Genomic DNA, 21,928 nt, shown 5'->3' on the forward strand with positions numbered 1-21,928 from the left:
GTCGGGCGTCCGTCATCCGGTAGGGACGGGGAGCTCTCGATACGCGGCGATCCAATCGGGGTAGTCATCGGGGCACAGATGCTTCATGCCGGAGATCGCGAGGCCTCCGAGCATGAAAGGCAGACCCGGGTCGCTCTCTTCGAACGCGTTCGACCAGGTCCGGATGATCTCCGAGGAATCGATGTGCTCACCGACCTTGCCCGCATCGACCCGGTGCTCGGACTCGATCGCGACGAGGCACACGTCGATCGTGAGCTCGAGACTCATCCAGGCGACGTCCTCATCGGGGATGCCTGCCCATACTCCGCTCTCGATCACCTCGTCGACCATGGCCTGCTGGGCCGGGGTCTTCGGGGAGAGCCGCCCCTCGTTCTCCGCGAATCCCTGGGCGAGGTAGAAGGCGCGCCCCTCGTCTTCAACGCTCGTCGGTTTCGTCGTCGGTGTCGCCGTCGCCTGAGGATCGGGCTGCGGTGCGCACGCGACCACGGATGAGGCGAGGGCGAGGAGGACCGCGGCAGCGGCGTAGCGACGCGAGAGAGACATCGAGTTCTGCACCCCGAGGGTCACGCGTTCGTGCGCGGCCAGGCCTCCGCCACGGCTTCGCGCACCTCACCCAGCAGCTGCGGGAGCGCTTTGGTCTTCGCGATGATGGGGAAGAAGTTCGCGTCCGATGTCCAGCGCGGCACCACGTGCTGGTGCAGGTGGGCATCGACGCCGGCACCCGCCACGGCACCCTGGTTCATCCCCAGGTTGAACCCGTCACAACGCGAGACCTCGCGGAGCACCCGCATCGCCGTCTGCGTCAGGGCACCGATCTCGGCGACCTCTTCGGGCGTCGCCTGGTCGTAGGTGGCGATGTGGCGGTACGGGCAGACCAGCAGATGCCCGGAGTTGTAGGGGAAGAGGTTCAGCAGCACGTACGCTGTCTCACCCCGCGCCACGACCAGCCGCTCGGCGTCCGGGAACTTCGGTGCCTCGCAGAAGGGGCAGTCCTCACGCAGTGGCTCGGGGCCGGCCTGGATGTACGCCATCCGATGCGGGGTCCACAGCCGCTGGAACTCGTCCGGAACACCGGCAAGGTGCCCGGCATCCTCCAGCGGCTGCGCCCCGTCGGTCACGCCAGATCCTCCGCCGTCTGCACCAGTGCGTGGGTGTCGATCGCCGCGCGGATGCGGGACACCGCGTCGGAGATCGGCACACCGTTCTCCTGCGAGCCGTCGCGGTAGCGGAAGGAGACGGTGCCGGCGGCGCGGTCCTGCTCCCCCGCGATCAGCAGCAGCGGTACCTTGCCGGTCGTGTGCGTGCGGATCTTCTTCTGCATGCGGTCGTCGGACGTGTCGAGCTCTGCACGCACGCCCTGAGAGCGCAGTGTGTCGATCACGTCACCCAAATAGTCGGCGAACTCGTCGGCGACCGGGATACCCACGACCTGCACGGGAGACAGCCACACCGGGAAATCGCCGGCGTAGTGCTCGAGCAGGATCGCGAAGAACCGCTCGATCGAGCCGAACAGCGCGCGGTGGATCATGATCGGGCGCTTCTTCTGCCCGTCCTTGTCCATGAACTCGAGGTCGAAGCGCTCGGGCAAGTTCGGGTCGACCTGCACAGTCGACAGCTGCCAGGTGCGACCGATCGCGTCGCGCGTCTTGAGGTCGATCTTCGGACCGTAGAAGGCGGCCTCTCCCGGAACCTCTGTGAGCTTGAGCCCCGAGGCGACCGCGACCCTGCGCAGCGCATCGGTCGACGACTCCCAGAACTCGTCCGACCCGATCCACTTCGACTTCTCGTCGTCCTTCATCGACAGCTCGAGCTCGAAGTCGGTCAGACCGAAGTCACGCAGCATCGAGAGGATGAAGTCGAGGACCTTGGCGACCTCCGCCTCGAGCTGGTCGGGCGTGACGAACAGATGCGAGTCGTCCTGGGTGAAGCCGCGCACGCGGGTGAGACCGTGCAGCGCCCCGGAGAGCTCGTTGCGGTAGACCGTGCCGTTCTCCGCGAAGCGCAGCGGGAGGTCGCGGTAGCTCCGGGCACGCTCCTTGTAGATGAGGATGTGCATCGGGCAGTTCATGGGCTTCAGGTAGTAGTCCTGGCCCTGCTTGGTGACGTTGCCGTCGTCGTCGCGCTCCTCGTCCATCACGATCGGGGGGAACATGCCCTCCTTGTACGTGACGAGGTGGTTGGAGGTGAGGAACAGGTCCTCCTTCGAGATGTGCGGCGTGTACACGTAGGTGTAGCCGCCCTCGATGTGTCGCTTGCGGGCGTGCTGCTCCATCTCGCCGCGAATCACACCGCCACGCGGATGCCACACGGACAGACCCGAGCCGATCTCCTCGGGGAACGAGAACAGGTCGAGCTCCTTGCCGAGGCGACGGTGATCGCGCTTGGCTGCTTCCTCGAGTCGGTGCTGATACGCGCGGAGCTCGTCCTTGGTCGGCCACGCCGTGCCGTAGATGCGCTGCAGCTGCGGGTTCTTCTCACTGCCGCGCCAATACGCAGCGGCGATGCGGGTGAGGTCCCATCCGTTGCCGATCATCCGCGTGTTGGGCAGGTGCGGTCCTCGGCAGAGGTCCTTCCAGACGACCTCGCCGTCACGCGTGGTGTTGTCGTAGATGGTCAGCTCGCCCTCTCCGACCTCGACGGATGCACCCTCCGCTGCTTCCTTGCCGCCCTTGAGGCCGATGAGTTCGAGCTTGAACGGCTCGTTCGCGAGCTCGGCGCGCGCCTCCTCGTCGGTCACCACACGACGCACGAACCGCTGACCCTCTCGGACGATGCGCTGCATCTCCTTGGTGATGGCCTTGATGTCCTCGGGGGTGAACGGGGTGTCGACGCCGAAGTCGTAGTAGAAGCCGTCGGTGATGGGCGGCCCGATCCCGAGGTTCGCCTGCGGGTTGATGCGCTGCACCGCCTGCGCCAGCACGTGGGCCGCCGAGTGGCGGAGGATGTTCAATCCGTCCGCGCTGTCGATCGTGACCGCCTCGACCTCGTCGGTGTCCGTCACGGTCGTGGCGAGATCCTTGAGATCGCCGTTGACGCGCATCGCGACGACGTTTCGGTCAGTGAACAGGGCGAAGCCGTCATTCGGCCGGGCGTTTTCAGGCACAGAAACTCTCCATCTGGGTCGATACCCAGGTTACTCGCATGATCACAGCGTCCTGACCGCGGCGTGCGTGTCCGCGTCCGGCGCTCCACTGGTGCCGTTCAGGCCTCGGGGATCACGATTCCCGTCTCGTAGGCGTGGATCACCAGCTGGGCCCGATCCCGCGCGTCCAGCTTGGACATGATGCGATTCACGTGGGTCTTCGCCGTGTGAGGAGAGATCACGAGTCCATCGGCGATGTCCTGATTCGAGGCTCCACGCGCCACGAGGAGCAGCACCTCGCGCTCGCGCTCGGTGAGCTGTCGCAGCGGCTCACGGTGCCAGGCATCGGCGCGCGGAAACTGCGGCCGCACCGAGCGCTCGATCAGGGCGCGAGTCGCGGCCGAGGAGAGGAGCGCGTCCCCTCGGTGCACCATGCGCACGGCATCGACGATCTCCTCCGGCTCCGCTCCCTTTCCGATGAAGCCGCTGGCACCGGCGCGGAGGGCGCCCAGGACGTAGTCATCCTCCTCGAACGTCGTCAGGATGAGAACGCGAGGCGCCGACGCCGCGGAGGAGTTCACGATCTGTGCCGTGGCAGCGATCCCGTCGAGTTCGGGCATCCTGATGTCCATCACGACGACGTCCGGGCCCGACAGGCGCACCGCCGCGACGGCCTCTCGTCCGTTCGCCGCTTCGCCGATCACCTCGATGCCACTGTCGACCAGGATGTCGCGGACTGCCTGGCGCACCAACGGCTGGTCGTCGACGACGAGCACGCGGATCATCGCAGGTCTCCCCCGAGCGCTATCCGCACATCCAGCCGGAACACGCCGTCGGTCCGACTGGCCTGCACGTCTCCACGAACCGCGACGACGCGCTCGCGCAGCCCTCGCAACCCATGGCCACCTGTCGTCGAAGAGGCGCTGGACTCCCCTGCCACGGGATTCTCGACGCAGAGGTGGAGCGAATCCTCCTCCGCGCCGATCCGGACGAGCGCCACGCCGTCCGCTCCATGCTTGTGGGCGTTCGTCAGACCTTCGAGGATCACGAGAAAGGCGACATGATCGCTTGCCGGCGACAGCCTCGGTCGATCGGGATCGTCCTGCAGCTCGACGCGCATCCCCGCCTCGCGGAACTGCGCGACCAGAGCGTCGAGGTCGGCGAGTCCCCGCTGCGGGCGCAGGTCACGGACGTCCTCAGGATCGTCGGACCGAAGAAGTGCCATCAGCCCTCCGATGTCGGCGAGAACCGTGCGCGAGGCCACACGGATCGTGCTCAGCGCCTCCCGCGCCCGCTCCGGCCGGGCATCCGACGCCGACGAGGCCACGCCGGCGTTCAGGCTGATGACCGAGATCTGGTGCGCGACCACGTCATGCAGATCACGGGCGATGCGCACCCGCTCCTCGGCGACCCGACGTCGCGCTTCCTCCTCCCGCCCCTTCTCCGCACGTTCGGCGCGCTCCGTCATCGCGATCACGAACTCCCGACGAGACCGGGTGGCGTCGCCCAGCGCTCCGGCGAGGGCGATGATGAACACGAACTGCAGCGCGCGGGCGTCCCAGAGGTCGCCCCCGAGAGGAATCGCACTGACGAAGAACACGATCGCCGTCGCCGCGCCGACGGCGATGCCCCCGACGAGCCTTCCCCGCCGTTCCACCGCGGCGAAGGCGCTGATGGCGACAGCGATGAGAGCGCTCGGCGAGACCACCCCGGTGAACGCGAGAAGCACCGCGCACGTCAGGCTGACGCCGAGCGCGAGAAGGGGGAAGCGGCGACGGAAGGGCATCGCAGCCGCAGGGATGAGCGCGACCACGATCAGCCAGCCGTTCGCACGGAAACCCTCGTCAGGGAACGGCGAGACCGCGAACAGCGCGACCACGAGCACGGCCAGCACGTCGCCGAGAGGCGCTGCGATTCGTGGACGAGCTGAGGGCATCACACCAGTATTCCCCGCACGGTCGCGCCAGGGATCCCCCGCCGGGATGAGGGGGAGATACCGCGATCGCAGTACACGGATGCCCACGGCGCGACGATGCGGCAGCCCATACGCATCGACAGGCTGGAAGAGAGGCAGCACAGGGTGTGCGCTCGGAGAGGTCTGCATGAACAAGCACGTCAGGAGAACGCTCATCACGGTCGCCTCCGTCATCGGGGTGTTCGCGCTGGGCCTCGCGACGACCACCGTCGGAAACGCGGTCGCGACGGCAGTCGAACAGGACCGGATCGAACCGTACGGGCAGAAGGTCACGGTGGACGGTCAGAAGATGAACGTGCTGATCGCCGGCGAGGGCGCAACGGACGTGGTGCTCCTTCCCGGTTTCGGCACCGCATCGCCCGTGCTCGATTTCGAGCCCCTCGTCACCGAGCTCTCGCAGGATCATCGAGTGATCGTGGTGGAGCCCTTCGGCTACGGGCTGAGCGACGGCACGGAGCGTGCGCGGACCACCGAGAACATCGTGACCGAGACGCACGCCGCCCTGCAGATACTCGGAGTCGACGACTACATCCTGATGGGGCACTCCATCGCGGGGCTCTACGGCATCCAGTTCGCGAACCGCTATCCCGACGAGGTGCGGGCGTTCGTGGGCATCGACACCAGTGTTCCTGGCCAGCCGGGATCCGAGACCGAGCTGCCGGTCGGACTGTTCGGCGCTGCGAAGAACCTCGGGCTCGCTCGTCTCGTCGCCGCCATTCGCGGCACCGGCTACGACGAGACCGCGTACTCCGAAGAGGCACGCGAGCAGATCGCCTTGCTCACCGATCGGAACACGCTGAGTCCGACCTACCTGAACGCGATGTCGCTGCTCCCCGTGAACTTCCGAGACGCGCTCGGGACGGGCTTCCCCGAAGACCTCCCCGTGCTGCTGTTCGTCGTCTCCGACAACCCCACAGTGCCCACGTGGGTGCAGGTGCACGAAGAGCAGGCCGCGTCCGTCGTGGATGGAACCGTCGTGCCGCTCGACGGTGAGCACTACCTCCATCACACCCACACACCGCAGATCGTCGACGCGTTCCGCGCCTGGGAGCACGAGAGGCCCTCCCTCGTCGAGTGAGGGCCTCTCGGCGGGCGTCATCGGCGCGCACCGGAGAGGATCACGTAACGTGAACGGATGGACAGAGCAGTCGCACGATGGATCCTGGCGGTCGCGCTCGGCGCGATCGGGGCCGGTCACTTCCTCAGCACCCGCGGATTCCGCGTCGTCGTGCCCGATTGGGCGACCCGCCTGACCCGACTCGACAAGGACACGATCGTGATCGCCTCCGGCGCCGCCGAGATCGCGCTCGCCGCAGGGCTGCTCGCCCTCCCGAAGGAGCGCCGCCGCATCGGCTGGGCGACCGCCGCGTTCTTCGTCGCCGTGATGCCGGGCAACGTCCACCAGTGGCGGACCAGGCGTTCGACGCCTGGTCTCGACACGGATGCACGACGTCTCGGCCGGCTCTTCCTGCAGCCGCTGCTCGTCCTGTGGGCGCTGTGGTCCACGGGGGAGTCGAACCCACACAGCCGACGCGGTCGTCGGCGTCGCGCGTGACCCGAGAGCGCTCACTCCAGGAGAATGACACCATGACGTCCCCGTCGCTCGTGTGGTTCCGTGATGATCGCCGGCTCGCCGACAACCCGGCGCTTCGCGCCGCGATCGATCGCGGAGAACCGGTGATCGCGCTCTACGTGCTCGACGAGGAGTCCGCCGGTGTCAGACCGCTCGGCGGCGCTGCCCGCTGGTGGCTTCACCACTCCTTGGCGTCTCTGGACGAGCGTCTGCGCGAGCGTGGCGGCGCGTTGGTGCTGCGTCGCGGCGCCGCAGGACGCATCGTGCGCGAGCTGGCGGCCGAGGTCGAGGCCGGTGCGGTGTTCTGGAACCGTCGCTATGGCGGGGCCGAACGCGAGATCGACTCGTCGTTGAAGACCACGCTGCGTGCAGAAGGGCTGGAGGTGACGTCGTTCGCCGCATCCCTGCTGCACGAGCCGTGGACCGTGACGACCGGGAGCGGAACGCCCTACTCCGTCTACACGCCGTTCTGGCGCGCATGCCTCGCTCTCCCCGCACCGCGCGCTCCCCTTCCCGAACCCCGCTCGGTTCCCGGAATCGGCGATGCGCCCGCATCCGATCGTCTCGACGACTGGGACCTGCTGCCCACCCGACCCGACTGGGCCGGAGGACTGCGAGAAACCTGGGAGCCCGGCGAACCCGCCGCGCGAAGACGCTTGCGACGTTTCCTCGACGACGATCTCCGGAACTACGACCGGGCACGCGACGAACCTGCCGCCGGGGCGACCTCGCTGCTGTCCCCGCACCTTCGCTGGGGAGAGATCAGCCCGTACACGGTGTGGCATGAGGCGGTGGGCGTCGACGGCGCGGGGGGCTTCCTCTCCGAGCTGGGTTGGCGTGAGTTCGCCTGGCACACCCTGTACCACTCCCCCGACCTCGCGACGGAGAACCTTCGCCCGGAGTTCGACGCCTTCCCTTGGCCGCCTCTGGACCCCACGCATCTGGACGCCTGGCAGCACGGCGAGACAGGTGTGCCGCTCGTGGATGCCGGGATGCGCGAACTCTGGCACACCGGCTACATGCACAACCGCGTGCGGATGGTCGTCGCCTCTTTCCTGGTGAAGAACCTGCTCATCGACTGGCGTCTCGGCGAGGAGTGGTTCTGGGACACGCTGGTCGACGCCGACGAGGCGAACAACCCGTTCAACTGGCAGTGGGTCGCCGGTTCGGGTGCCGATGCGGCACCGTACTTCCGCGTGTTCAACCCCGAACTCCAGGCGAAGAAGTTCGACCCGCAGAACCTCTACATCTCGCGTTGGGCCGCCGACGCCCCCACAGAGCCGATCGTCGACCTCGGCGAGACACGGAAGGCTGCGCTCGCCGCCTACGACGTCGTGAAGAGCGCGCCGAAGTCACCGCGCGAATGAGCGCAGCGCGGACGCGGCACGGGGGCATGCGATGTGGCGTCCGCGCCGTCCATGCCAGACTGGTGCCGTGACCGAGTCCAGGAAGCCAGCCGTCATCCGCGGCTTCGCTGCTTCCTCTCTGGCGATCTTCGTCGCCCTCGCCGGCCACGTCTCCGGCGGAGGTCAGATGCCGGGGCCGCTCGGCATCCTCGTGCCATGGGTGTTCTCGTTCATGATCTGCGTGCTGCTTGCCGGTCGGTCGCTGTCACTCATGCGCCTCGGGCTCTCCGTGACGGTGAGCCAGTTCCTCTTCCACACGCTCTTCGTGCTCGGCACGGTCACGCCGTCCGGCGTCTCGACGCCTCACGTGCACGGGGCGCCTCTGGTGATCCCGTCGACGGTGGGGCTTCCCGCCGAGGCCACGGCTGACGCGTCGATGTGGCTCGGGCACGCGCTCGCCGCCGTGCTGACGATCGCGGCGCTGTACCGCGGTGAGCGCCTGATCATCGCCACGCGAGATCTCGCAGCACAGGTCATCCGGTGGCTGCGTCAGCGTGTCGATCATGTCCTCGTGCTCCCGGGCGCACCTGTCGCCCCTCTCGTCCGCGGGCGTTTCGACGTCGACGAGGCCTCCAGCCTCATCCTTCTCGCGACCCTCAGAGGTCGCGCACCCCCTCTCACCGCTGCGATCTGATCCGCGCCCTGGGCCCGCCGGCCCCGTGGCGCGTCACCGCCGCGCGCTCGATGCGCGCGCGTTCCGAACGCATGCACGAACGTCGCCCACGCGACGTCTGATGAGAGGCCACTCCCATGTCCCCTGTCCGCAGGATTGCGGCCGGGTTGGCGTTGGCGACGGTCGCGACCCTCGCGATCGCCACGCCCGCGTCTGCCCACGACCAGCTGGTATCCAGCACCCCGGCCGCCGATGAGCAGTTGGCGTCCTCCCCGGAGAGCGTCACGATGACCTTCTCCGGCGAGCTCCTGGTCCTCGACGAGTCGCTGACCGGGGCCGTCGTCCTGGTCGTCGACTCCTCGGGGAAGGACTGGGTCGCCGGCGACGTCACGGTCGCCGGGCGCACTGTCACGGCCCCGCTCGCTCCCGAGATGCCTGTCGCGGGCTATCAGGTGCGCTGGCAGGTCGTGTCGGAGGACGGCCATCCGATCGCGGGGGTCATCCCGTTCACGGTCGGCGATGCCGAGCCGATGCGGGCCCCGACGGCCGGCGGCTCGACCGAGAGCCGTCCGGCGTCCGCATCAGAACCGGATCAGACCGCAGCAGATTCGGGCGGCATCACCAGGATGCTGCTCATCGGCGCGGGCGGGGCGGCTGTCGCTGTCCTCGTCTTCGTCGCCATCCGATTCCTTCGCCGTCCTCGGACGGCAGCCGCACCGCCAGATGCCGGCGGTTCCGCGGCAGATGACCTGTGAAAGACACCATCATGAACACCACGAAGAACCTTCCCCGCCTCGCAGCAGTGATCGCAGTCGCCCTCCTCGCGCTCACGGGATGCACTCCCGAGAGCACTCCGACCGAATCGACGTCTAGCCCGGCCGGCGAGACAGTCACCATCGAGGACGCCTGGGTCAAGTCGGCAGACGAGGGCATGTCGGCCGGATTCGGCACGCTCGTCAACAGCGGCGCCGACGATGTGACGGTCGTCTCCGTCGCGTCCGAGGCATCGAACATGCTCGAGCTGCACGAGACGGTCGAGAACGAGGCCGGCGAGATGGTGATGCGCGAGAAGGACGGCGGCTTCATCATCCCCGCCGGGGGGAGCCTCGTGCTGGAGCCCGGAGCGAACCACATCATGATGATGGATCTGACCGGCCCGCTCGCCGCAGGCAGCGACGTCACGTTCACCCTGACGTTCTCTGACGACTCCACCTACGAGTTCACCGCACCCGTCAAGGACTACTCCGGTGCGAACGAGAACTACGAGGGCGGCGAGATGCAAGACGGATCCGGGCAGTGATGTCGGCGCCCACCGAGGGCGCCCGCTCCCGCCGCACCGGTTCGACCCGGCGACAGTTCCTCCTCGGAGGAGCTGTCGCCGGCGTCGGCGCGGTCGCGGCTGTCGGAGCGGATCTCGCCTTGAACGCTCAGAAGGACGACCCGAAACCGGTCGCCGCTCCGATGAACGGCGAGCAGAAGGTCCCGTTCTTCGGCACGCACCAGGCCGGCGTCGACACCGCGGCGCAAGCGCACGGTGTCTTCGTGGGCCTCGACCTCCACGACGACGTCGACCGCGAAGGGATCGTCCGCCTGATGCGGATCCTGACGGACGACGCGGCCCGGCTCACGCAGGGCCTTCCCGCGCTCGCCGATTCCGAGCCGGAGCTCGCCCTCACGCCGGCACGGCTGACGATCACCTTCGGCTTCGGCCCCGGCCTCGTCGCGCGCGCGAGTTCGACGGGTCCTTCGTGGCTGGCGCCCCTGCCTGCTTTCGGCGTGGATCGACTGCGCCCGGAGTTCTCGGACGGTGACCTTCTGCTCCAGATCGCCGGGGATGATCCGCTGACAGTGGCCCATGCGACCCGGATGCTGTTGAAGGATGCACGTGGCTTCGCGAACATCCGATGGACCCAGCAGGGCTTCCGTCGCGCCTACGGCACAGAACGCCCGGGGACGACCATGCGGAACCTCTTCGGGCAGGTCGACGGCACGACCAACCCGGAGCCGGGCACGGCAGACTTCGACGAAGTCGTGTGGAGCGCGGACGGGTGGCTGGCAGGCGGCACCGGCATGGTGATCCGCCGCATCCGGATGGACCTCGACAAGTGGGACCGGCTGGACCGCGGCGGACGGGACGCCTCCGTCGGGAGGACCCTCGCCAACGGGGCACCGCTGACCGGAACGGACGAGTTCGACGAACCGGACTTCGAGGCCAAGACATCGATCGGATTCCCCGTGATCCCCCAGTTCGCGCACATACGGCGGGCTCGGGGCGACGGGAAGGAGCGCATCTTCCGCCGCGCCTACAACTACGACGAGCGGCCGGCGGGCTCCGAGGTCTCCGAGTCCGGGTTGATCTTCGTCGCGTTCCAAGCGGATGTCGAGCGGCAGTTCATCCCCATGCAGCGTCGGCTGGACGAACTCGACCTGCTCAACGAGTGGACGGTCCCCATCGGGTCAGCCGTGTTCGCCGTCCCACCCGGGTGCGCGGAGGGTGGGTACATCGGCGAAACGCTTCTGGCCTGAGCGGTGTCATCCGCGGAATGCGGGGAGGACCCCCACCCGAGCTCTCGCATCGGGAGGGGGCCCTCTTCGCATTCGAACGGCGCTACGACAAGCGGACGGCTTTGGAGTTGCTGAATGCGCCGATCCACCCGGCGTTCAGCGGCCCACTCTTGATGAGGACGGTTCCGTTGCTGACGACGGCCACGCGGTTCCCGGAGAGCGAGAAATCGCTCACCCCTGGGCCGGTCAGTGTGTTCCAGCTCTCCCAGAGGTTGCCCTCCTTGACGAGCAGTGTGTTGCCGCCTGCCAGCACAGCCACGCGGTTGCCTTCGAGGTCGATGCGGCTACCCGCCACCATCGTCACCCAGTCCGTCCACAGGTTTCCTTCCTTGACATAGGCGATCCCGTTGGAGACCACGCCGATACGTGAACCGTCCAAGGCGAAATCTGTGACACTGGTCGACTGCGTCGTCCACGATGACCACAGGTTGCCTTCTTTCACGTACAGCGTTCCGCCTGCGACAACGCCGAGTCGACCCGCATCGGCGTCGATCTGCGTGGCTCCCCCGAGCTGCGTGGTCCAGTTCGTGGAGTAGAGACCGTCCTTCGCGAGCACCGTGCCATCGTTGGTCAGGACGACGAAGCGCTCGCCGTCGACCGCCACGTCCTTCGCGCCACCGACGAGACCGACCCAGCCGTTGGAGAAGTCGCCCTGCTGAACCCACACGTTCCCGGAAGAATCCACAGCCGCGGTGGTCGTGCCATCCACGTCGAGCGCGACGATGTCGCTGCGGAGAGTCGTGACGGCCTCGTACATCCCCTTCTTCGCCTGAAGCGAGCCATCGACGGTGATGCTGAAGGACCTGTCGAGGTCGGCGATCGGAACCGACACAGGGCCGCCGCGGTACTCGAAGTGGTTGTGGTTGCAGGCGTCGTTGAACTGCACCCAGTTGTTCGGGACGGTGATCGCCGCACGGCAGTTCTTCTGCCCGAGTCCCGCCGGCGCAGGGAGGGCCGAGAACATCACGTTGATGAGCGCGCGATCATTCGCCGTGTTCCCCGTCGAGTTCGTGCCGTTCACGCGATCGAAGTCGATGGCGTGACCACCGCCGTCGCGCCAGTGGTAGCTGCTCGTCCCGGAATCGGTGAGCTGGTTCGTGCAGTATCGGTTGAGCGAGGACATCCTGAGGCTGAACCCGTGGTCGACGACGGCGGTCTTCACTGCCTGCATGATCACGGGGTCGATGTTGCAGTCCCTGCCCGTGGAAGGGTGAACCCGGATCGTTCCGTTCGCATAGGCCTGTACCTGAGCCATGGTCTCGGTGGTTCCACTCAACCTGCCGGTCGCGAGGATCTGCTGAGCGAGTGCCTGGGTCCCCGGCTGCGCTGGCGTCGCGGAGGCGGCGGTGGCCGGGATCAGCACGCCGAACACGACGGTGATCGTCGCGAGCATGCTGATCACGAGCGCGCGGGCTTTCCGGCGAACTGGGCGATGTAGATATGTCATGGTCCACACCGTATTGAGCGATCGATGCGGCGCGCTGTCCCCTCTTCGGCCTACAGACGACGGCGCAGTGCGACCGGTAGCGTGGAGCAGACTGTGGCACCAGCAGGGGAATGGTCGCCACTGTCCCGACGTCTGCTCACCTCGTCCCTCGCGGCGGACGGTGCCTCTGGACACGAAAAACCCCCGGGGGAACCGGGGGTTTCTGTCTGTGCGCGATACTGGGATCGAACCAGTGACCTCTTCCGTGTCAGGGAAGCGCGCTACCGCTGCGCCAATCGCGCCCGTTGGGGCTATTCAGTTTTCCCGCGAGGTGGCGACGGGATTCGAACCCGTGTAAACGGCTTTGCAGGCCGGTGCCTAGCCGCTCGGCCACGCCACCGTGTGGATTGACCCCACGTGCTGCACGTCTTCCAGAGAAGACCCACTGCACTCGAGCGGATGACGAGACTCGAACTCGCGACCCCAACCTTGGCAAGGTTGTGCGCTACCAACTGCGCTACATCCGCATTTCGTTCCCGGTTGTCCCGGGCACTCATGAAACATTAGCCGATGATCCGCACTCCGCCAAACCGGGAGCGAATCTCGCGCGTGTCTCGCCAAGTGGTCTTCACGGCCTCCGAGCGTCCGGTAGTATCGGTTGACGTACCCCGAGGGTATGGGCGATTGGCGCAGTTGGTAGCGCGCTTCCTTCACACGGAAGAGGTCATCGGTTCGAGTCCGGTATCGCCCACCACAGAGCTTCCGACATCGTCGGGGGCTCTTTCTCTCTTCCGCGGGGACTCCCGTGTCGGTGGGTGGTCGTAGCCTGCCCCAGTGTCGTCCTCACTCACGCTGCCGGGGCCCTGCGCCCTCTGCGGGAACGCGCAGGGCATCCGCAGAGACGGCGCCCTGTGCTGCACCTCCTGCGACTGGCGCTACGGTGACGCTCCCGATCCCGACCTGCCGCTCCCCCGCGTCGACGTCGTCTACTACATCCGCTTCGACCGCCGCGTGAAGATCGGCACGAGCCGCCGCCCGCGGCAGAGACTGGCGAGTATCCGGCACGAGGAGCTCCTCGCCTTCGAGCGCGGAGGGCGAGCTGTCGAGCAGCAGCGCCACCGGGATTTCGCCGACATCCGTGAGGGCGGCGAATGGTTCACATTCACCGATGAGCTGCGCGTCCACGTCGCTGCTCTGCAACGGGAGGGCGAGCCATGGCGGCTGTACGGGCGGTGGTTGAGCGAGGCGCTGCGCGGCGTCGAGAGTGCATGGCACTAGCCCGGACATGACGGTGCCGGGCGACTGCTTCGGGAAGTCCAGTCGCCCGGCACCGCGTCCGGGGGTGGGGTCAGGCCGTTGCGGCGCGTCCCCGGGCGGTCGCGGGCTGCGGCTGTGAGAACAGCACCACGACGATCACGGCGGCCCCGACGACGACGTGCGGGAGCCAGACGTTGAGAGCCTCACCGGCGAATCCGAAGATCCAGGGCGAGAGAGCCAGGAAGAGGCTCGCGACGATGTCGAACACGAGGTGGACGGGCATCGGGATGAATCCGAAGGGGCCCCATTCGTACTTCGTGAAGAGGCTGTAGACGATCAGGCCGACGCCGAGCACGATCGGGATGATGACAGCCGCTCCGCCGACGCTCGCGAAGCCGAACAGCCAGGGGGCGGCGATGAGCGCGATGCCGACGATGTAGTCCAAGACTCCGTGGACCTTGGTGGGGATGAAACGCATGATTCCTCCTTGGGTGGCGCCGCTTCTCGCGACTCACCGATGGTTCGAAGCACACGTCCGATCGGATTGGCCCCACGTGCATGCGGTTTCTCTGCGGGCGGCGTCCACCGACAAATCAACCGTCGACGGACCACCCGTAGCGCCGTGCGAGAGACGCCCCGACACGGTCGTAGCGACCGCGATCCAGCACCGCCGCCTCCCGGCGCAGTCCACGCTCGTGCACGCTGTACAGCTGCTCGATGTCCACCCATGACTCCCTGCCCTGAGAGTCCCACGCGCCCGATCCGATCGGGAGGTAGTCGCGTTCCCCGGCGTGCGGCTTGCTGGTCATCCGCACCGCATAGACGCGGTCGGCGGACTCGCGACCGATGACGAGCACCGGTCGGTCCTTCCCTCGGCCGTCGTCCTCCTCGTACGGAACCCAGGTCCAGACGATCTCCCCGGCGTCCGGTGCGCCGTCCCGCTGGGGCGCGTAGGCGACCCGCACGTTCCGGATGCGATTCGGATCGACTCGCACGGTCTCCGTGCCGCTGCCGCGTCCGCGGTCGGCTCCCGTTCCCTGACGCGTATCGCTCTCCTGCGGGGTACGCAGACGCGCGTCCGGGCGCCTCGGATCTGATGTCCGAGACGCCCGGCCGGAACCCACTGCCTTGAGCAGGATCTCCGCGAGTGTTGCCAGGATGCCGTTGGTCTTGCTCACACGGTCACCCTAACCGCAGATCACGCGTCGACGAGTGCGTACCCCTCCTCGCCGTGCACGACCTGGTCGACGCCGGCGATCTCGTCTTCGTTCGTGACGCGGAAGCCGATGGTCTTCTGGATCGCGAAGCCGATGATGAACGCCACGACGAACGAGTAGATGAGGACTCCGAGGGCGGCGATCAGCTGCACCGCGAGCTGACGCGCGTCTCCGCCGACGAACAGACCGGTCTCGGTGGCGAAGAACCCGAGGTAGAGCGTTCCGATGAGACCGCCGACGAGGTGGATGCCCACCACGTCGAGCGAGTCGTCGAAGCCCAGACGGAACTTCAGCTCGATCGCGAGTGCACAGACGACACCGGCGAGTGCGCCGAGCAGCAGGGCCCACCCCGGCGTGAGGTTGGCGCACGCCGGGGTGATGGCGACCAGACCGGCGACAGCTCCCGAGGCGGCACCGACCGAGGTGGGCTTGCCGTCCTTGATCTTCTCGACCAGGATCCAGCCGAGGATGGCTGCCGCGGTCGCGCCGAGCGTGTTGATGCCGATGAGGCCGACCCCGCCCATGTCTTCCGAGAGCCACTCAGCGCCGGCATTGAAGCCGAACCACCCGAACCACAGCAGAGCGGCGCCCAGCAGCGTCAGCGGCACGTTGTGCGGCTTGAGGATGCCCTTCTGGAATCCGATGCGCTTGCCGAGGACGAGCGCCAGAGCGAGGGCAGCAGCGCCCGCGTTGATGTGCACGGCGGTACCACCGGCGTAGTCGATCACACCGATGCCGCTGTCCTCCCCGAACAGGGTGGTGCCGAGGTTCATGATCCAGCCACCGCCCCAGACCCATGCGGCGACCGGGAAGTACCCGACGGTGGCGAAGATGCCGGCGAAGATCAGCCAGCTGCCGAACTTCGCGCGGTCCGCGATCGCCCCGGAGATCAGGGCGACGGTGATGATCGCGAACGTGGCACCGTAGGCGACGCCGAGGAGCGCGACGTTCGAGCCCTCGCCCGCCGCGAGACTCGAGAGTCCGAAGTCGGCGAACGGGTTGCCTGCGAAGGCGGTCGGGCTGTCGACGGCGCTCATCGAGAAGCCGAAGAGAATCCACAGCACGGCGACGAGTCCGATGGAGCCGAAGCTCATCATCATCATGCTGACGACGCTCTTCGCCTTGACGAGACCGCCGTAGAAGAAGGCGACGCCGGGCGTCATGAGCAGCACCAGCGCTGTCGCGGTGATCGCCCACGAGATGTTGCCGGGAGCATCCATAGGAAAACCTCACATCCGAAGTAATTGAGAGCTTCAGTGTGACGACCTGCGGTTTCGTCAATGCGTGAGGTTTGTTTCCCCGTTGTTACGGCGCGGCTCTGCCCGTGAACATCGCGTTACGCGAGTCTGCGGGCTTACGCAGAATGTGTGAGGGCGTTGAGCCGGGAGATGGCGCGAAGGTACTTCTTGCGGTACCCGCCGGCCAGCATCTCGTCGGAGAAGACGGCGTCGAGACCGAGCCCGGTGGCGAGGATCGGGATCTGCGCGTCGTACACGCGGTCGACGAAGGCGACGAAGCGCAGTGCCTCCGACTGGTCGGTCAGTTGACGGACATCGCGCAGACCAACGCTCCCGAGGCCGTCGATGAGACGGATGTAGCGCGACGGATGCACCTGCGCGAGATGGCGGATCAGATCGTCGAAGCGGTCATCAGAGGCTGTGCCCGTCGCGCCGGCCGCTGCGATGCCCGCGGCATACGCGTCGTCGTCGAGCACGACGGCGTGACCGTCGAGGGCGCGCTGGCGGAAGTCGACGCCGTCGATGCGCAGCGTCTGGAAGCTGTCCGACATGGCATGGATCTCGCGCAGGAAGTCCTGCGCGGCGAAACGACCCTCACCGAGTGCGTTCGGAGGGGTGTTCGAGGTCGCGGCGAGTCGGGTGCCGGTCGGCACGAGCTCGCCCAGCAGACGCGTCATGACCATCGTGTCACCCGGGTCGTCGAGCTCGAACTCGTCGATGCAGAGCAGGTCCGCCCCCTTGAGCAGATCGACGGTGTTCTTGTAGCCGAGCGCGCCGACGAGCGCGGTGTACTCGATGAACGAGCCGAAGTACTTCCGACGGGCCGGCATCGCGTGGTAGATCGAGGCGAGGAGGTGGGTCTTGCCCACACCGAAGCCGCCGTCGAGGTAGACACCGGGTTTGAGTTCCGGCTCCTTCTTGGCCCGACTGAACAGACCTCCGCGCTTCACGGGAGCACCTCGCCCGGCGAAGCGCATCAGCGTCTCCTTCGCCTCCTCCTGCGAGGGGTAGGCGGGGTCCGCACGGTAGCTGTCGAACGTCGCGCTGCCGAACTGCGGCGGCGGCACCAGGCTCGCCAGCATCTCGGGTCCGCTGACGGTCGGCTGACGATCGGTGAGGTGCACGAGTCCCGTGCGGCTGGTCGGGTCGGTCATCACGGTCCTGAATCAGGTGCTCACCTGTGTCGAAGTCTTACGAATCGGGCGCAGGGTGCTCGGCGGGGATCTATCGTCGAAGAGACGGATCAACACTACGCCGTCTGCAGCAGCATCCTCGTCCGCTCAACGCTTCGGAGACCCCATGGCCATCGAGTTCGATTCCTCCTCCCCCAAGTTCGCCGAGTACGCCGAACCGGGCCGTCTCGTGACCACGGAGTGGCTCGCGGAACGTCTGGGAACCCCCGGCCTGGTGGTCGTCGAATCCGATGAGGACGTGCTGCTCTACGAGACCGGCCACATCCCGGGAGCGGTGAAGGTCGACTGGCACACCGAGCTCAACGACCCGGTGGTGCGCGATTACGTCGACGGCGAGGGGTTCGCCGAGCTGCTCAGCCGCAAAGGCATCGCCCGCGACGACACGGTCGTGATCTACGGCGACAAGAACAACTGGTGGGCCGCCTACGCCCTCTGGGTGTTCTCGCTGTTCGGCCACGAGGACGTGCGCCTGCTCGACGGCGGACGCGACCGCTGGATCGCGGAGGGTCGCGAGCTCACCAGAGAGACGACCACCCGACCGGCGACCGAGTACCCCGTGGTCGAGCGCGACGACACGGTGATCCGCGCGTACAAGGAAGACGTCCTGGCGCACATCGGCAGCCCGCTGATCGATGTGCGCTCGCCCGAGGAGTACTCCGGGGAGCGGACCACGGCGCCCGCGTACCCCGAGGAGGGCACGCTGCGAGCGGGCCACATCCCGACCGCGCAGAGCGTCCCCTGGGCGAAGGCGGTCGCGGACGACGGCGGATTCCGCACCCGTGCCGAGCTCGACGCGATCTACCGCGACGGCGCCGGTCTCAACGACGGCGATGATGTGGTCGCGTACTGCCGCATCGGCGAGCGGTCGAGCCACACCTGGTTCGTGCTGAAGCACCTCCTCGGGTTCGAGAACGTCCGCAACTACGACGGCTCCTGGACCGAGTGGGGCAGCGCCGTGCGCGTGCCGATCGTCACGGGTTCAGAGCCGGGCACCGTCTGAGCATGTGACAATGACAGGGATGAGCACGAGCCACGTTCCTGACACCCTCGCCGAGATCCGCGACGCGTTCCTGGAGACCCCGGAATCGGATCGGCTCCTGCTGCTGCTCGAGTACTCGGATGAGCTCCCTGACGTCTCCGAAGAGGTGGCCGCTCACCCCGAGATGTACGAGCGGGTCGCGGAGTGCCAGTCCCCCGTGTACATCCACGTCGAGGTCCACGACGACATCGTGACCATGCACGCGACGGCACCTCCGGAGGCTCCGACCACCCGCGGGTTCGCCAGCATCCTGGTGCAGGGGCTCACCGGCCTCACCGCCGACGAGGTGCTCGCCATCCCGAACGACTACCCGCAGTCGATCGGGCTCACCAGAGCGGTATCGCCGCTGCGCATCGGAGGCATGACAGGGATGCTGATGCGGGCGAAGAACCAGGTCACGCAGAAGCGCTGAACCCCTGGGCGTCGAGCCAGTCCGTGATCGCCGTGGTCCATCCGCTCTGATCGTAGTTCCACAGCTTCGTGTGGCGGGCCACGGTGAACTTCGGCATGGTCACGAGGTCCGGGCGTGCTTCCCGCAGCGCGTGGGACGAATCCGCCGGCACGAAGCCGTCGTCGTCGCTGTGCAGGATCAGGATCGGCGCGGTCAACTCGTCCGCGCGGGCGACCATGTCCAGGCGATCGAACAGGATCGGCTCATCCGCGCCGCTCAGGCGTGCGGTGAGCGGCATCTGCAGCGCGCCCATCGCGAGCTCGGGCAACGGCGCCCGCACTCCGGCCATCTTCGCCTGGAACCGAAGCACTGTGCGCCAGTCGACGACCGGGGATTCGAGGATGATCCCGGCGATGCGGTCCCTGTGGCCGGAGCTCACCGCCGCCTGCAGCGAGACCGCTCCCCCCATCGACCAGCCCATCAGGACGACCTGCTCTGCGCCGTGCCGGAGTGCATACGCGATGGCGGCATCCACGTCGCGCCACTCGGACGCTCCGAGCGCGTAGGCGCCGGCTCTGGTGCGGGGAGCCTCGCCGTCGTTGCGGTAAGAGACCACCAGCGTCGGAAGACCCGCAGCGTGCATCACCGGCACGGCACGCAGGCACTCCGCGCGCGTCGCCCCCCGCCCGTGCACCTGGATCACCCAGGTCGATGACGATGCCGGGAAGTACCAGGCCGGGCACGGGCCCGCCGGCGAGCCGATCAGGAGGTTCTCCCACTCCAGGTGGAGCTCGCTCGGAGTGGAGTAGTAGTAGCCGCTGAACGCCGCATCACGGTCCACACGCGCGCCGGGTTCGATCTGGGTGAGCAGCTTGCGCCGCACCGCCGTGGCGTCTGCACTGAGCACCGCGCCGAGCTTGACGTAGCCGTAGGTCCCTGTCGTGAAGAGGCCGTATCGGCCCGGGAGCTCGGTATCGGGTGTGCGCTGCAGTTCGATGGTCTGCGCGCCGGTGTCGACAGCGAGGATCTGCGTATCGGTCGGTCGACGCATCGGGGTGACCACCCGACGGGCGACCGCGAACACGACGAGAGCGAACGCTGCCCCGAAGGCGAACAGCGCGGGGACAAGGAGCGTAACGGCGTGCCTGAGACTCTTCATCGCTTCCTGACTCTAGCCTGTTGCCGTGACCGCACACCCCGAGGCCGGGACGCCTTTCGAGAGCGCCGTGGCCGAACTGCGCGAGACCGAGTTCCGTGATGACATCACGGTGCGGGAGATCGCCACACCTCAGGGTCTCGCGCCCTTCGCCATCGCGCTCGCCGCCGATGTGCGTCCGGAGAGCGACGGCGAGTCGGTGTACGGCACTGGCCGCTTCGTCCTGCTGCACGATCCGGACGAGCCGGGAGCGTGGGGCGGCTCGTGGCGCATCGTGATCTTCGCGCAGGCTCCGCTGGAGACCGAGATCGGCACCGACCCGCTGCTCGCCGACGTGACGTGGTCATGGCTGGTCGACGCACTCGACTCGCGGGATGCGGTCTACCACTCGGAATCGGGGACGTCGACGAAGACGCTGTCGAAGGGATTCGGCGGTCTCGCCGTCGAAGGCGACGGCGCGCAGATAGAATTGCGAGCGTCCTGGACTCCGGAGGGCCCATTCCGACCGCACGTCGAAGCATGGGCCGAGCTGGTCGGAATGCTGGCGGGACTTCCGCCCGGCTCCGAGGGCATCGCCGTGATCGGCGCGCGAAAGGCTGTACGTGACTGAATACTCCGTGATCTCGGATGCTGAGGAGTTCCGCGCAGCCTGCGCCGTGCTCGCCGCGGGCACCGGACCCGTCGCCGTCGACGTGGAGCGCGCGTCCGGCTTCCGATACTCGCAGCGTGCATATCTGGTGCAGGTGTTCCGCCGCGATGCGGGGGTCTTCCTCTTCGACCCGCCGGCCATCGGCGACTTCGCCCCTCTCCAGGAGGCGATCGGCGGTGTGGAATGGGTTCTCCACGCCGCCAGCCAGGACCTGCCCTCGCTGCGGGAGCTGCATGTCGAGCCTCCGGCGATCTTCGACACCGAACTCGCCTCCCGTCTGCTCGGACATGAACGGGTCGGGCTCGGTGCGGTCGTCGAGGACACGCTGGGCATCACGCTCAAGAAGGAGCATTCGGCCGCTGACTGGTCGACACGTCCACTTCCCGACTCCTGGCTCGAGTACGCGGCGCTCGATGTGCTGCACCTGATCGATGTCCACGACGTCCTCGTGCTCGAGCTCGAGGAGCAGAACAAGACGGAGTATGCAGCCCAGGAGTTCGCCGCCACTCTGACCCGCGCGCCCAAGCCTCCGCGGGAGGACCCCTGGCGCCGGCTCAGTGGCCTGCACCAGGTGCGTGGGGCTCGTAACCTCGCAGTCGCACGTTCGCTCTGGCAGGCCCGCGAGGCCTACGCGCAGGATCAGGACGTCTCCCCCGGCCGGCTCGTCCCCGACCGCTCACTCGTCGCCGCAGTGATGGCCAACCCGCCGTCGAAGCAGGCCCTCGCCGGCATCAAGGAGTTCCAGGGTCGCGCAAGCCGTTCCCAGCTCGACAGGTGGTGGCAGGCGATCGTCGACGGTCGCGCATCGGAGGAGCTTCCCCGCGAGCGCGTCCCGAGCGATACCCTCCCTCCCCCGCGCGCGTGGGCCGATCGCAATCCCGAAGCGGATGCGCGCCTCAAGTCCGCGCGCCCCATCGTGGAGGCCGTCGCGGAGGAGCTCGGGATGCCGACCGAGAACCTCCTCACCCCGGAGTACCTCCGTCGCGTGGCCTGGGATCTCCCGGGCGAGACGGCGGAGGAGATCGGGAACGCATTGGCGGCACTCGGTGCGCGCCCCTGGCAGATTGAACAGACCGCACAGAAGATCGCGACCGCCTTTGTAGACGCCGCGCAAACGCCCGACACCACCTCCGCACCCGCTTCGTAGG

23 protein-coding genes and 4 tRNA genes are annotated in these 21,928 nt (G+C 67.5%); 13 read left to right on the plus strand and 14 right to left on the minus strand.

The features are described 5' to 3' along the window. Positions 1-12: 12 nt before the first annotated feature. From RN51_RS14515 to RN51_RS14535, 5 genes are all read right to left on the minus strand, one after another. Complete coding sequence (locus tag RN51_RS14515) at positions 13-543, minus strand: hypothetical protein (RefSeq protein WP_156149197.1); 531 nt, start codon at positions 541-543, stop codon at positions 13-15. Between the two features lie 20 nt (positions 544-563). Further along, positions 564-1,118: an HIT family protein gene (locus RN51_RS14520; protein ID WP_045264771.1), complete on the minus strand. Its 555-nt coding sequence runs from the start codon at positions 1,116-1,118 to the stop codon at positions 564-566. Beyond that, positions 1,115-3,040: a threonine--tRNA ligase gene (gene thrS, locus RN51_RS14525; protein WP_045264915.1), complete on the minus strand. Its 1,926-nt coding sequence runs from the start codon at positions 3,038-3,040 to the stop codon at positions 1,115-1,117. The genes RN51_RS14520 and thrS overlap by 4 nt, the downstream gene beginning before the upstream one ends. Positions 3,041-3,201: 161 nt before the next feature. Then, positions 3,202-3,867 carry a response regulator transcription factor gene (locus tag RN51_RS14530; RefSeq protein WP_045264772.1) on the minus strand — a complete coding sequence of 222 codons (666 nt, stop codon included), beginning with the start codon at positions 3,865-3,867 and terminating at the stop codon, positions 3,202-3,204. Then, positions 3,864-5,018: a histidine kinase gene (locus RN51_RS14535; protein WP_045264916.1), complete on the minus strand. Its 1,155-nt coding sequence runs from the start codon at positions 5,016-5,018 to the stop codon at positions 3,864-3,866. Before RN51_RS14535 ends, RN51_RS14530 begins: the two co-directional genes overlap by 4 nt. Before the next feature lie 166 nt (positions 5,019-5,184). Here RN51_RS14535 and RN51_RS14540 point away from each other — a divergent pair, with 166 nt between their 5' ends. The 7 genes from RN51_RS14540 to RN51_RS14570 all read left to right on the plus strand — a co-directional run bounded on the left by RN51_RS14540 (position 5,185) and on the right by RN51_RS14570 (position 11,175). Continuing rightward, positions 5,185-6,135, plus strand: a complete 951-nt coding sequence (locus RN51_RS14540) for an alpha/beta fold hydrolase (RefSeq protein WP_045264773.1) — start codon at positions 5,185-5,187, stop codon at positions 6,133-6,135. Between the two features lie 57 nt (positions 6,136-6,192). After that, positions 6,193-6,612 (plus strand): membrane protein, encoded by a 420-nt coding sequence (locus RN51_RS14545; RefSeq protein ID WP_045264774.1) that lies wholly within the window; start codon positions 6,193-6,195, stop codon positions 6,610-6,612. Between the two features lie 32 nt (positions 6,613-6,644). Continuing rightward, positions 6,645-7,997, plus strand: a complete 1,353-nt coding sequence (locus RN51_RS14550) for a cryptochrome/photolyase family protein (RefSeq protein WP_045264775.1) — start codon at positions 6,645-6,647, stop codon at positions 7,995-7,997. 67 nt (positions 7,998-8,064) lie between these two features. Beyond that, a complete protein-coding gene (locus tag RN51_RS14555; RefSeq protein WP_052674741.1) occupies positions 8,065-8,670 on the plus strand; it encodes a hypothetical protein in 606 nt (201 codons plus the stop codon). Between the two features lie 116 nt (positions 8,671-8,786). Further along, positions 8,787-9,404 (plus strand): copper resistance CopC family protein, encoded by a 618-nt coding sequence (locus tag RN51_RS14560; RefSeq protein ID WP_045264776.1) that lies wholly within the window; start codon positions 8,787-8,789, stop codon positions 9,402-9,404. An 11-nt stretch (positions 9,405-9,415) separates the two neighbouring features. Next, entirely contained in the window at positions 9,416-9,949 is a 534-nt protein-coding gene (locus RN51_RS14565; RefSeq protein WP_045264918.1) for a copper chaperone PCu(A)C, read from the plus strand. Further along, positions 9,949-11,175 carry a Dyp-type peroxidase gene (locus RN51_RS14570; RefSeq protein WP_045264777.1) on the plus strand — a complete coding sequence of 409 codons (1,227 nt, stop codon included), beginning with the start codon at positions 9,949-9,951 and terminating at the stop codon, positions 11,173-11,175. The genes RN51_RS14565 and RN51_RS14570 overlap by 1 nt, the downstream gene beginning before the upstream one ends. 82 nt (positions 11,176-11,257) lie before the next feature. On the opposite strand, the gene RN51_RS18060 is transcribed toward RN51_RS14570, so the two are convergent. The 4 genes from RN51_RS18060 to RN51_RS14590 all read right to left on the minus strand — a co-directional run bounded on the left by RN51_RS18060 (position 11,258) and on the right by RN51_RS14590 (position 13,167). After that, positions 11,258-12,607 (minus strand): hypothetical protein, encoded by a 1,350-nt coding sequence (locus RN51_RS18060; RefSeq protein ID WP_197073266.1) that lies wholly within the window; start codon positions 12,605-12,607, stop codon positions 11,258-11,260. A gap of 263 nt (positions 12,608-12,870) precedes the next feature. Then, a tRNA-Val gene (locus RN51_RS14580) sits at positions 12,871-12,942 on the minus strand. A 27-nt stretch (positions 12,943-12,969) separates the two neighbouring features. Next, positions 12,970-13,040: transfer RNA gene (locus tag RN51_RS14585), tRNA-Cys, on the minus strand. A 54-nt stretch (positions 13,041-13,094) separates the two neighbouring features. Further along, a tRNA-Gly gene (locus RN51_RS14590) sits at positions 13,095-13,167 on the minus strand. Positions 13,168-13,318: 151 nt separating this feature from the next. Here RN51_RS14590 and RN51_RS14595 point away from each other — a divergent pair. After that, a tRNA-Val gene (locus RN51_RS14595) sits at positions 13,319-13,394 on the plus strand. Between the two features lie 80 nt (positions 13,395-13,474). Next, entirely contained in the window at positions 13,475-13,918 is a 444-nt protein-coding gene (locus tag RN51_RS14600) for a GIY-YIG nuclease family protein (RefSeq protein ID WP_231579313.1), read from the plus strand. Positions 13,919-13,988: 70 nt separating this feature from the next. Here RN51_RS14600 and RN51_RS14605 read toward each other — a convergent pair whose 3' ends face one another. From RN51_RS14605 to zapE, 4 genes are all read right to left on the minus strand, one after another. Beyond that, entirely contained in the window at positions 13,989-14,375 is a 387-nt protein-coding gene (locus tag RN51_RS14605; RefSeq protein WP_045264778.1) for an SPW repeat domain-containing protein, read from the minus strand. Between the two features lie 115 nt (positions 14,376-14,490). Then, positions 14,491-15,075 (minus strand): type II toxin-antitoxin system PemK/MazF family toxin, encoded by a 585-nt coding sequence (locus tag RN51_RS14610; RefSeq protein ID WP_156149199.1) that lies wholly within the window; start codon positions 15,073-15,075, stop codon positions 14,491-14,493. A gap of 20 nt (positions 15,076-15,095) precedes the next feature. Beyond that, positions 15,096-16,334, minus strand: coding sequence for an ammonium transporter (locus tag RN51_RS14615; RefSeq protein WP_045264779.1), 1,239 nt, complete (start codon positions 16,332-16,334; stop codon positions 15,096-15,098). Between the two features lie 134 nt (positions 16,335-16,468). After that, positions 16,469-17,506, minus strand: a complete 1,038-nt coding sequence (zapE, locus tag RN51_RS14620) for a cell division protein ZapE (protein WP_045264780.1) — start codon at positions 17,504-17,506, stop codon at positions 16,469-16,471. Between the two features lie 145 nt (positions 17,507-17,651). On the opposite strand from zapE, the gene RN51_RS14625 reads away from it, so the two are divergent. Both RN51_RS14625 and RN51_RS14630 read left to right on the plus strand, forming a co-directional pair. After that, positions 17,652-18,545, plus strand: a complete 894-nt coding sequence (locus RN51_RS14625; protein ID WP_045264781.1) for a sulfurtransferase — start codon at positions 17,652-17,654, stop codon at positions 18,543-18,545. A gap of 19 nt (positions 18,546-18,564) precedes the next feature. Further along, positions 18,565-18,996: a SufE family protein gene (locus RN51_RS14630; RefSeq protein ID WP_045264782.1), complete on the plus strand. Its 432-nt coding sequence runs from the start codon at positions 18,565-18,567 to the stop codon at positions 18,994-18,996. Here RN51_RS14630 and RN51_RS14635 read toward each other — a convergent pair. Continuing rightward, complete coding sequence (locus tag RN51_RS14635; RefSeq protein WP_045264783.1) at positions 18,980-20,134, minus strand: alpha/beta hydrolase family protein; 1,155 nt, start codon at positions 20,132-20,134, stop codon at positions 18,980-18,982. The genes RN51_RS14630 and RN51_RS14635 overlap by 17 nt on opposite strands. Positions 20,135-20,159: 25 nt before the next feature. On the opposite strand from RN51_RS14635, the gene RN51_RS14640 reads away from it, so the two are divergent. Both RN51_RS14640 and RN51_RS14645 read left to right on the plus strand, forming a co-directional pair. Beyond that, on the plus strand, positions 20,160-20,741 hold the full coding sequence (locus RN51_RS14640; protein ID WP_045264784.1) for a DUF3000 domain-containing protein: 582 nt from the start codon (positions 20,160-20,162) through the stop codon (positions 20,739-20,741). Further along, complete coding sequence (locus RN51_RS14645) at positions 20,734-21,927, plus strand: ribonuclease D (protein WP_045264785.1); 1,194 nt, start codon at positions 20,734-20,736, stop codon at positions 21,925-21,927. The genes RN51_RS14640 and RN51_RS14645 overlap by 8 nt, the downstream gene beginning before the upstream one ends. Position 21,928 lies beyond the last annotated feature (1 nt).

It is taken from the genome of Microbacterium oxydans (assembly GCF_000956405.1).
GTDB lineage: Bacteria > Actinomycetota > Actinomycetes > Actinomycetales > Microbacteriaceae > Microbacterium > Microbacterium oxydans_C.

Excerpts from the sequence above, each read along its gene's own strand:
- RN51_RS14515 (WP_156149197.1), bottom strand. The coding sequence starts at position 543 with ATGTCTCTCTCGCGTCGCTACGCCGCTGCCGCGGTCCTCCTCGCCCTC.
- thrS (WP_045264915.1), bottom strand. The coding sequence starts at position 3,040 with ATGCGCGTCAACGGCGATCTCAAGGATCTCGCCACGACCGTGACGGAC.
- RN51_RS14530 (WP_045264772.1), bottom strand. The coding sequence starts at position 3,867 with ATGATCCGCGTGCTCGTCGTCGACGACCAGCCGTTGGTGCGCCAGGCA.
- RN51_RS14535 (WP_045264916.1), bottom strand. The coding sequence starts at position 5,018 with ATGCCCTCAGCTCGTCCACGAATCGCAGCGCCTCTCGGCGACGTGCTG.
- RN51_RS14540 (WP_045264773.1), top strand. The coding sequence starts at position 5,185 with ATGAACAAGCACGTCAGGAGAACGCTCATCACGGTCGCCTCCGTCATC.
- RN51_RS14545 (WP_045264774.1), top strand. The coding sequence starts at position 6,193 with ATGGACAGAGCAGTCGCACGATGGATCCTGGCGGTCGCGCTCGGCGCG.
- RN51_RS14550 (WP_045264775.1), top strand. The coding sequence starts at position 6,645 with ATGACGTCCCCGTCGCTCGTGTGGTTCCGTGATGATCGCCGGCTCGCC.
- RN51_RS14560 (WP_045264776.1), top strand. The coding sequence starts at position 8,787 with ATGTCCCCTGTCCGCAGGATTGCGGCCGGGTTGGCGTTGGCGACGGTC.
- RN51_RS14565 (WP_045264918.1), top strand. The coding sequence starts at position 9,416 with ATGAACACCACGAAGAACCTTCCCCGCCTCGCAGCAGTGATCGCAGTC.
- RN51_RS14570 (WP_045264777.1), top strand. The coding sequence starts at position 9,949 with ATGTCGGCGCCCACCGAGGGCGCCCGCTCCCGCCGCACCGGTTCGACC.
- RN51_RS18060 (WP_197073266.1), bottom strand. The coding sequence starts at position 12,607 with ATGCTCGCGACGATCACCGTCGTGTTCGGCGTGCTGATCCCGGCCACC.
- RN51_RS14605 (WP_045264778.1), bottom strand. The coding sequence starts at position 14,375 with ATGCGTTTCATCCCCACCAAGGTCCACGGAGTCTTGGACTACATCGTC.
- RN51_RS14615 (WP_045264779.1), bottom strand. The coding sequence starts at position 16,334 with ATGGATGCTCCCGGCAACATCTCGTGGGCGATCACCGCGACAGCGCTG.
- zapE (WP_045264780.1), bottom strand. The coding sequence starts at position 17,506 with ATGACCGACCCGACCAGCCGCACGGGACTCGTGCACCTCACCGATCGT.
- RN51_RS14625 (WP_045264781.1), top strand. The coding sequence starts at position 17,652 with ATGGCCATCGAGTTCGATTCCTCCTCCCCCAAGTTCGCCGAGTACGCC.
- RN51_RS14630 (WP_045264782.1), top strand. The coding sequence starts at position 18,565 with ATGAGCACGAGCCACGTTCCTGACACCCTCGCCGAGATCCGCGACGCG.
- RN51_RS14635 (WP_045264783.1), bottom strand. The coding sequence starts at position 20,134 with ATGAAGAGTCTCAGGCACGCCGTTACGCTCCTTGTCCCCGCGCTGTTC.